The sequence below is a fragment of the Sphaerotilus sp. genome (assembly GCF_041083715.1).
Lineage (GTDB): Bacteria > Pseudomonadota > Gammaproteobacteria > Burkholderiales > Burkholderiaceae_C > Sphaerotilus.
Genome location: NZ_JBFPGY010000118.1, coordinates 1 through 3,337 on the forward strand (window position 1 = coordinate 1; position 3,337 = coordinate 3,337).

Consider the following 3,337-nt stretch of genomic DNA (forward strand, 5'->3'; position numbering starts at 1 on the left):
CGGGGCGGCCTGGTGCTCGATCTGCGCCAGCCCGAGACGGCTTGGCGCTGGCAGGTGGACACGGCCGCCGGCCGGCACCAGCCACACGGCGCAGGGCTGTTCCGCATCGATGCCCCAGACCGGCGAGGCCTGCCCGACGCAGGCAGCGCCACCGCCTGGCGCAGTGCACTGCGCATCGAGAACGACGATGGCACGCTGCTGCTGCCCCCCGGTCGCCGGGCCGAACGCGACCGGAACGGTCGCTGGCAGATCGGTTTCCCGCAAGCCGACGCCTTTGCCGCCTGGGCGATGACCCCGGCCGACAACGACAGCCCGCCACCGGACGACTGGGCCGACCGGCGCCCCCGCCACTGGCACGCGGCACCTGCGTGGGACACACCGCCGCCACCGCGCGTGATCGTGGTGCCGGCGCCGATCGTGGTCGAACCACCGCAGCGCCAGTGGCGCGCGCCAATGCCGGAGCCCCAGGAGCAGCGTCAGCCGCGCTGGGCCAATCCGCCCCCGGCCGCCCTGCCGGCCCCACCGCATGACATCGCCACGCCGCCGCCCCGGCCAGACCGGCGTGCACACGAGGTTGCCCCGCCGCTGCCCGCGCCACCGGCTTCTGCGCCCGCCATGCCACGCCAGGACGAACCGCGCCGATCACAGCGCATGCTCTGAGCTGCCCGCTCAGAGTCCAAAACGGCGCCGGGCATCCAGGCCGAGCCCACTGGCCACACTGGCAAGTCGCTCGCCCTGCAGCGCTTTCGCCTGAGGAAACGCCGCGGCCAGCCGGTCAGTGAGCAGGTGCAACCCGGTCGAGCCCCCGGTGAAGTACAACGCATCGATCTGACTCGTTTGCAGCCCGGCCAGCCGCACCGTTTCAAGGGCCGCCGCGGCAATGCGCCCGATGTCATCGTCCAGGGCGCGCTGCGCCTGCGCGGGCGACATCGTCACGGACAGCCCGCGCTCCACCAGCCGCAGGTCGATGCGGGCTTCATCACCGGCCGCCGACGCGATCTTGGCCATCTCGGCGCGGCCGAGCAGGTCATGGCCCAGGTGGTCGATCACCACCCGCATCAGCCGGGTGTGGTGGCGCAGATCGGCGTAGTTGATCTTCATCGCGCGCAATTCCTGCACGCGCTGCGGCCGGTAGACGCTGTTGATGAGGTGCCAGGTCGCCAGGTCGTGGTAGACGCGGCTGGGGACCTCGCGCGCCGGCTGCCCGCCGATCGACGGCCCCATCGCACCGAAGCCGAACTCGCTCAGGATGCTGGCCAGTTCGATGCGCCGGTCGAAATCGGTGCCGGCGATGTGGATGCCATGGTGGCCGAGCACGTCGCCATGCCGGTCCACACGGCCGCGGCGACCGGGTCCGACCTGCACGATCGAGAAGTCGGAGGTGCCGCCGCCGATGTCGGCCACCAGCACGCGCTGGTCGGTGTCGATGCGCGACTCGTAGTCGAACGCAGCCGCCAGCGGCTCGAACTGGAACTGGACCTCCTCGAAGCCGGCCGACCGCGCCGCCTCTTCCAGCGAAGCCTGCGCCTGCGCGTCACGCACCGGGTCGTCATCGACGAAGAACACCGGGCGGCCCATCACCACGGCCGTCAGCGCATGGCCCGCGTGGGCCTCGGCGCAGCGCTTGAGGTGGCGCAGGTAGCTGGCGATCACCTCGGCGAAGCTGACGGAGCGGCCACTGCCGATGTCGGTGTGCTGCGCCATCAGCGCCGAGCCGAGCACGCTCTTCATCGAGCGCATCAGCCGCCCTTCGGTGCCCTCGACATAGGCCGCGACCGCGGCACGTCCGACCAGCCGCGGCAGATTCTGCAGGTCCGGCCCCTCGCCAAGGTAGAAGGTGGCCGTCGGCATCGTGGTGGCTTCCTCTTCCAGAGGGACCAGCACCATCTCGCCGTTCCGGGGCACAGCGACCGCAGAATTCGAGGTGCCGAAATCAATCGCACAGTAAGGGGGAATGGCGGGCATGGGCAGACGCGAGGCAGAGACCGAGGGGGCGCGCATCATACGGTCCGACTGCAAGGTGACTGCCGGATGTGGCATGGGCACGACGTCGTCATGCTGCGCCGCAGCATGACGAGTTACCCTCGGAGAACGCCCATGTCCGGCCTTCCGCACTCTCCACCTCAGGAGCCACCCATGCCGAGCCACCGCCTCTTCGCCCCCGCCCTGCTGCTGGTCGCTGCACTGTCCGGCACCACCACCCACGCCACCGAGCCACCACCGGCCCAGCCACTGCCCCATTTCCAGGTCGACCGCACCGAACGCTCGGTCTCGGGTCTGTCGTCGGGTGCGTTCATGGCCGCACAGCTGCAGGTGGCCTACTCCGCCACCTTCAAGGGCGCAGGCATCATCGCTGGCGGTCCCTACTACTGCGCTGCCGGCAACATGGCCTACACCGGCATCTGCATGGGCCAGATGCTGCTGGTCTACCCCAATGCAGCGCTCATGGCCGGCGCAGCGCGGCAGTTCGAGGCGGCAGGCCAGATCGACAAGCTGAGCGATCTCAAGAAGCGCCGCATCTACGTGTTCAGCGGCACGCGCGACACGGTCGTCAAGCAGGCGGCCGTCAACGCCACGGTGTCGTTCTTCCAGCAGGTCGGCGTCCCTGCCAACCAACTGGTCTATGTCAACACGGTGCCTGCCGGCCACGCCGTGATCACCCCGACCTACGGCAATGCCTGCGACGCCAATGCCACGCCGTACATCAGCCATTGCGAGGTCAATGGCCGGGGTTACGACCAGTCCGGGGCGTTGCTGGCCCACATCCACGGTCCCATGCAACCCAAGGCCACCAGCCTTGCCGGCCGCATGGTGACGTTCAACCAGCGCGCCTTTGCCCCGTCAGGCACGGGCATGGCCAAGGAGGCGTTCCTGTACGTGCCTCCCTCCTGTGACGCCGGCCAGACCTGCAAGGTCCATGTCGCCCTCCACGGCTGCGCGCAATCGGCGGAAAAGGTCGGCAAGGACTTCATCGCCGACACCGGCTACAACGAGTGGGCCGAGAACAACCGCATGCTCGTGCTGTACCCGCAGGTCAACGCATCGACCGTGCCGCTCAATCCACAGGGCTGCTGGGACTGGTTCGGCTACACGGGGCCGACCTATGCATGGAAGACCGGGCCGCAGATGTCGGCCATCAAGGCCATGGTGGACGCGCTGGGCGCCCGTCCCTGAGCGTCTGCGATCACCGGTTCGCGTGACAATGGCCGGATACCAGCCAGCAGCCAGCACTGCACCAAGACATGCGGATCACCTGCCCCCACTGCCAGCACCGCGGATTCACTGCACTCGCCAAACTGAAGGCCAATCCGGCCTGGCCCGTGCGCTGCAAGTATTG

2 protein-coding genes and 1 pseudogene are annotated in these 3,337 nt (G+C 69.1%); 2 read left to right on the plus strand and 1 reads right to left on the minus strand.

The genetic code is table 11. The annotated features are described in order from the left end of the window. Nucleotides 1-660: pseudogene (locus tag AB3X43_RS05655) on the plus strand (hypothetical protein); the annotation flags it as partial. 9 nt (nucleotides 661-669) lie between these two features. On the opposite strand, the gene AB3X43_RS05660 reads toward AB3X43_RS05655, so the two are convergent. Further along, nucleotides 670-1,965, minus strand: a complete 1,296-nt coding sequence (locus tag AB3X43_RS05660; RefSeq protein ID WP_369428894.1) for an Hsp70 family protein — start codon at nucleotides 1,963-1,965, stop codon at nucleotides 670-672. Between the two features lie 171 nt (nucleotides 1,966-2,136). On the opposite strand from AB3X43_RS05660, the gene AB3X43_RS05665 reads away from it, so the two are divergent. Beyond that, nucleotides 2,137-3,174: an extracellular catalytic domain type 2 short-chain-length polyhydroxyalkanoate depolymerase gene (locus AB3X43_RS05665; RefSeq protein WP_369428895.1), complete on the plus strand. Its 1,038-nt coding sequence runs from the start codon at nucleotides 2,137-2,139 to the stop codon at nucleotides 3,172-3,174. Nucleotides 3,175-3,337: the final 163 nt, after the last annotated feature.